Source organism: Clostridium sp. AF34-10BH (genome assembly GCF_003478095.1).
Classification (GTDB): Bacteria; Bacillota; Clostridia; order Lachnospirales; family Lachnospiraceae; genus Acetatifactor; species Acetatifactor acetigignens.
The window spans coordinates 1-6,317 of the sequence record NZ_QUEC01000059.1 but is presented as its reverse complement, the minus strand read 5'-3'; the positions used below and the strand labels follow the sequence as shown (position 1 = coordinate 6,317).

5 protein-coding genes are annotated in these 6,317 nt (G+C 39.0%); all 5 read left to right on the top strand.

Going from position 1 to position 6,317, the window contains the following annotated elements; all coding sequences use genetic code 11:
- Nucleotides 1–57 precede the first annotated feature (57 nt).
- Nucleotides 58–1,134: a glycoside hydrolase family 172 protein gene (locus tag DWZ61_RS19230; RefSeq protein WP_118540102.1), complete on the top strand. Its 1,077-nt coding sequence runs from the start codon at nt 58–60 to the stop codon at nt 1,132–1,134.
- Between the two features lie 98 nt (nt 1,135–1,232).
- Entirely contained in the window at nt 1,233–2,582 is a 1,350-nt protein-coding gene (locus DWZ61_RS19225; RefSeq protein WP_172594663.1) for a sugar ABC transporter substrate-binding protein, read from the top strand.
- Nucleotides 2,583–2,603: 21 nt separating this feature from the next.
- Nucleotides 2,604–3,575, top strand: a complete 972-nt coding sequence (locus tag DWZ61_RS19220) for a sugar ABC transporter permease (RefSeq protein WP_118540100.1) — start codon at nt 2,604–2,606, stop codon at nt 3,573–3,575.
- A 14-nt stretch (nt 3,576–3,589) separates the two neighbouring features.
- The gene (locus DWZ61_RS19215; protein WP_118540099.1) at nt 3,590–4,423 is read left to right on the top strand and encodes a carbohydrate ABC transporter permease; all 834 of its coding nucleotides are present in this window, start codon (nt 3,590–3,592) and stop codon (nt 4,421–4,423) included.
- A gap of 26 nt (nt 4,424–4,449) precedes the next feature.
- Nucleotides 4,450–5,922, top strand: a complete 1,473-nt coding sequence (locus DWZ61_RS19210) for a glycoside hydrolase family 32 protein (protein WP_118540098.1) — start codon at nt 4,450–4,452, stop codon at nt 5,920–5,922.
- Nucleotides 5,923–6,317 lie beyond the last annotated feature (395 nt).

Genomic DNA, 6,317 nt, shown 5'->3' with positions numbered 1-6,317 from the left:
GAGAAAGGAGAATAATCCATTACCCTCAAAAGAGGATAATTGGATTATACGTAAGCTATGAATTATACACTGAAAGATTTAAAGAGTTATTCAGCTACGGCTGAAAATCCTGATGCAGTATCAGGCCAGGGTGGAAAAGAAAACCATGGGAGGAAGGGATGTCCCTGTATAGAACCATTAGAAGCTGGATCAACAAAAGTTCTGCTTCACAAATATGGATCTGGAACAATACGGAAAATATGGTGCACAATACCGCCAAATCATCCGGAACATCTGAGAAATCTTATTTTAAGGATGTACTGGGATGGTCAGAAAAATCCAAGTGTAGAAGTACCGATTGGAGATTTCTTTGGTATTGCGCATGGAAGGCAAAGGAATATGGTAACCCCTTATGTGGGAATGCAGGATGCAAAAGGATTTAACTGTTTTATTCCCATGCCATTCAAGAAAGAGGTACAGATCAGTATTGAAAATGATTCGGATGTAGATGTAGATATGTTTTTTTACCAGATTGATTTCACCCTTGGTGACAGACATGATGAAAATACTGGATTTTTTCATGCACAGTTCAGACGGGAAAACCCCTGTGAGATCAAGAAAGACTATACTATTCTAGATGGGGTAAAAGGACGTGGAGTCTATATTGGCACAGTTCTTGGAATTCGCAATTTATACTATGACCATCTACAGGAATGGTGGGGAGAAGGAGAAATAAAGTATTATCTGGATGATGATACAAAGTTTCCCACCATTTGTGGAACCGGACTGGAAGACTATATCGGTGGTGGCTGGGGAACAAATGAAATCGGCACACCTTATCAGGGAGCTCCTCTGCTGGATGATGAGCAAGGATTTTATTCATTATACCGATTCCACCACTTTGATCCCATTTATTTCCAGGACAGCATCAGGGTTACAGTCCAACAACTTGGATCCGGGGAGAGAAAATGGGCAGAAGCTTTTTATGGAGATAATGGTGGTTATTATAAAGCTGTGGGATGTGCAGAGGATTCTCACCTGTGTCTGTTCGAACGAAGTGACGATTATTGCAGCGTAGCTTACTGGTATCAGGAACTTCCGACAAATCCTTTTCCGGAATTGCCAGACAGGAAAAAGAGAATGGAAGGTATTTGAAAATGACGCTCATTAAGAAAGGGATGATGTGAAATACCGTAGTTGCTTTAAAAAATCAAGAAAGAACAGTTAACTCAAAAATAATTATGGGAGGAAATATGAAGAAAAGAATTTTATCAATTTTACTTGTAGCAGCATTAGCAGCCGGAACTTTGTTTGGATGTGGCAGCGTAAAAGAAGAGACAAATGAGACAACAAAAACCATAGAAGAAGGAGCGGCAGATGCAAAAACAGCTTCGAATGCAGATTCGATAACCAATACAGAACCGGTTGAGATCACGATTGCTTATCCGAGTGATGATGGTGCAGAGGAAAAACTGAATATTCTTATTGAAGAATTTAATAAAAGCTACCCTAACATCAAGGTAAATTATGTACTGATTCCTTTCAGTTCATGGCCTGATTACATTACCAAATTGAAAACAATGGTTGCTGGTGGAACTGGACCGGATGTTGCCCGCCTGGCCGTAGAGGGTATCCAGTCCTTTGTGGCGGATGGAATGGCACTTCCTTTTGATGATTTTATTGCAGAAAATGCAGATTTAATGGAAGAGCTTGGTGTAAATGATATTCATCCCAATATTAATGCACCGTTCCAGATTGATGGAAAAACATATGGATTTGCCTGGGATTGGAATAATATTGTCATGTTCCTGAATAAGGATGTCTTTGCAGAAAAAAATATCGAGCTTCCTAGTGCTGACTGGGATAAAGATAAGTTTCTTGAAATTGCTCAGGCATTAACTTATGAGAAGGATGGAGAGAAAGTATATGGCACCGTTGCGCCGACAGATTATTTCACAGTAACGGCATGGCTTTACAATAACAATGCCAGTGTTCTGAATGAGGACATGACAAAATGTACCTTAAATTCACCGGAGGCAATTGAAACGATCCAATTTTTGTATGATCTTGTTTATAAATACGGGGTTGCGCCTTCTCCCTCAGCGGGACTGGATACTTCAAATCTGTTTATGAATGGTCAGATTGCTATGCTTGGTAACGGAAGATGGTCTATTGCTTCCCTGGCTAATAATAATTTTGAGGATTACGATATTCAGGCATTACCTGCGCTGTCAACACGGCAGAGTTCCTTCGGTTCAGGATCATTTCCTGTTCTGAGTAGCACCAAACATCCATATGAGGCAATGTTATTCTCTTCATGGTTATCTGCAAGCAGCTTTTCTCAGGAAACTTTCCTGAAGACAGACTCTGTGCCTTCAAGAATTTCTGTAATGGAAAAGATTCTTCCTACTATGCTTCCTGAAAATGGAATGCTTTGGAGAGAAAGTGCTGATGTTGCCAAGAGTATCCAGGCACCGAAGCAGCTGACAGATGTAACGGCCGTATTTGATAAGTACATGTCACTGATCTTTGCAAATGAGATTTCTGTTGAAGACGGTATGAATAAGGCAACAGAAGAAATTGATGCAATTCTGGCAGAATAAAATTTGAAAAGAAATAAATAAATGATAAAGATAATTCCCAATGCATCTTTAGCATTGGGAATTATCTTTTACAAGGAAAGGAAAGATATGGCTGGAAATAAGATCAGATCCATGCATATATTAAAAAAAGAAACTTTTGTTGCTTATCTTTTTGTCGCTCCGGCATTGATTCTGTTTCTTCTGTTTGTGGGATATCCGCTGGTTGCTTCTTTTTATCTGATGTTTTGTGATTATAACCTTATTACCAGTCCGCAGTTTGTCGGACTGAAGAATATTCTGAAATTCCTGGGAGATAAGGAAGTACCGCTTGTTATGATGAGCAGCCTGAAGCTTTTATTGGTTCTGGTTCCTGCTCATGTAATACTGGGGCTTGCACTGGCATGTCTGGTTCACAGGACAGGAAAGAAAATGTCGACGGCATACCGAATTATCCTATATATTCCAACGATCATGACGACTGTTTCTGTGGCTACTGCATGGTCCTATCTGTATGATACAGACTTTGGCGTGATTAATTACTTTCTGGAGAAACTGGGTATCGATAAAATACCATGGTTAAATTCATCAGTGTGGGCATTCTGGGCGATTGTCATATTCAGTATTTGGAAGTTTGTGGGGACGCCATTCTTATATTACTATATTGGATTGCAGAATATTCCTACATCACTTTATGAAGCTGCAGAGATTGATGGTGCAAACAGAAGACAGAAATTCCGGTATGTAACATTACCCATGCTTACGCCTACTATATTTATGGTAGTTGTATTATCGATGATTAGTTATATACAGTGCTTTGATGAGCCATATGTACTGACGCAGGGAGGTCCCGGTATTTCTACAACAACAGTAAGTCTTTATATTTACCGGAATTTTCAGGCTCAGAATATCAGCTATGCAAGTATTCTGTCGGTATTCCTGTTTGTGATAATTATGATTGTTACCATTATACAGTTCAAGATTTCTGATAAATGGGTAAATTATGATACAGAGTAGGAGAAATAGGACTGATGAAAAAATATAACTTGAAAAAGACAAATATTGTAAGTAATCTGCTTTGCCTGGTGATCTGTGTGATTGCTATGCTGCCGTTTATGTGGATGATTGCGACATCTTTACGACTGCCTGTGGATTCTTTTCGCCTGCCACCGTCGTTTTTTCCTACGGTGTTTCATTATCAGAACTATGTAGAAGTATTTCAGAAGGTGCCATTGCTTTATTATATTGGCAACAGCTTTTTGGTATCAGGCGTAGCTACATTAGTGCAGTGCATTGTTACCTGTATGGCATCTTATGCTTTTGCGAGACTGAGTTTTAAAGGAAAAAATACGATATTTATTATATTACTGTCAGGACTTATGATTCCGGTACAGACTACAGTAATTCCTATTTTCATTATGTACAAAAAAATTGGACTGATGGATACGAGACTGGGAATAATCCTTCCACTGCTCATCAATCCGCTTGGAATTTTTATCATGAAGCAGTTTATGGAGTCTATCCCCAAGAGTTATGATGAAGCGGCAAAGTTAGATGGTGCAACACACTTTTCTATATTATTCCGCATTATAGCACCAATGACAAAACCGGCAATTGTCACGGTGGCGGTTCTGGCATTTGTGGCATCTTGGAATGACTTTTACAGACCTCTGATCTTTATTACAAGTCCTGACAAAATGACATTACCGCTTGGAATGACAGCGTTAAGCGGATTGATGAGAAATACCAGTATTTCTATTATACTGGCTGGAATTCTGATTTCTTCCGTACCGCTGATATTGATTTATTCATTTGGACAGAGATATTTTGTACAGGGAATTTCTCTTTCAGGATTAAAGGGTTAAACTGGTGAAAGGATAGATAATATCATATGAAAGAATTAAGTGCAGAATTAAGAAAAGCGCAGGAATATGAAAATAAAGCGCTTAAAGAGGAGAATGAGAATAAATTTCCTGTTTTTCATTTGAAGGTTCCGACGGGGTGGATGAACGATCCCAATGGATTTTCTGTTTATAAGGGAGAGTATCATCTGTTCTTTCAGTATAATCCTTATTCCAGGGACTGGGGATCCATGCACTGGGGGCATGTGAAAAGTCAGGACCTCATTCGCTGGGAATATTTACCGGCGGCGCTTGCTCCAGATCAGCAATATGATAAAGAAGGTTGTTTTTCAGGAACAGCAATAGAGGATAATGGAAAACATATTATTGCATATACAAGTGTGTATTATGAAGATGGAATAGAAAAACCGGATAAAATACGACAGACGCAAAGCATTGCAATCGGCGATGGGGTATTTTATGTAAAACAGGAAAACAATCCGGTGATTGATAAGAATCTTTTACCAGAGGGAGCTAGCCCTGAGGATTTCAGGGATCCCAAGATTTGGAAAAGTGATGGCAGATACTATATGATTATAGCAAACAGAGGACAGGATGGGCGTGGACAGATTCTGAAATTTGTATCGGCTGATCTGAAAGAATGGAACTATATGGGATTATTTTATAAACCGGAAAAAGAACTGGGCAGAATGTGGGAATGTCCTGATTATTTTGAACTGGAAGATACAAAGGTGCTTATTGTCTCCCCGCAGGATATGCAGGCAGAAGATCTGAAGTATCATAATGGTAATGGGTCTTTATATCTTCTTGGATGTGAAAAAGAAGGATGTTTTTGTGAAAGTTATATAGATAGCCTGGACTATGGCATAGATTTTTATGCACCACAGTCTTTGACGTCAGCAGATGGCAGAAGGATCATGACTGCATGGATGCAATCATGGGATGTAAACAGTTACCCGGAAGATTTTAAATGGCGGGGCATGATGATATGCCCAAGAGAACTGCGGATGGAAGAAGGAAAGCTTAAGCAGACACCAGTAAGAGAACTGGAAAAGTATTGGGAAAATGAGATTATATATAAAAGAGTTAAAGTAAATGGAACTGCTTTCCTTAAGGGGATCAGTGGAAGAGTATTTGACCTGACACTGACAATCAGAGATATGCACTGCGATGCAGTGGAAATCAGATTAGCAAAAAAGGAACAGAAATATATCCGTATTGTGTACGATCCGGTACATGAGATCCTTACATTTGACCGGAAGTATATGAACTGCATACGGGATATTGTGAATGAAAGAAGAGTGGAGCTTGCGCCAAAGGCAGGTGAGATAACTCTGAGAATACTGATGGATATCTACTCCGTAGAAATTTTTATGAATGACGGAGAAAAAACGCTGACATCATTATTCTTCGTGAACGAAGATAATAATGAAATCGAGTTTATTGCTTATGGTGGGGACTGCGAAATAGATATATATAAAAGAGATATATGCCGTAAATAATACACAAAGGAAATAATATTGCCTACAGTTTTGACATATAGGCAACTGCGCAGCAGCTTGCTCATGGATGGCTGCAGCCGTATAAGTTTAAAATAAGTCCCTATTTACCTTTGTGTGTCTAATACCAAGACAGTATAATTATACATTTCACGAATTGCATAAGCAATTAGAAAATCAAGTAGTCCCAATTCAAATGCTTGTTAGTTAAGCCTATCAGAGTAATCTGGTAGGCTCAGACTGTAGACAAAACGCTTCTGGCATGCTGACCAAAAGCGTTTTGTCTACAGTCTGAACTGCCCCTGTAAAAGAGGCAGTCTTTACTGCTATTGGGGATTTTCTCCACGAATGACAATAATGTCATTTAATTTTAATATCGTATCTTTTTGAGGCAGAAT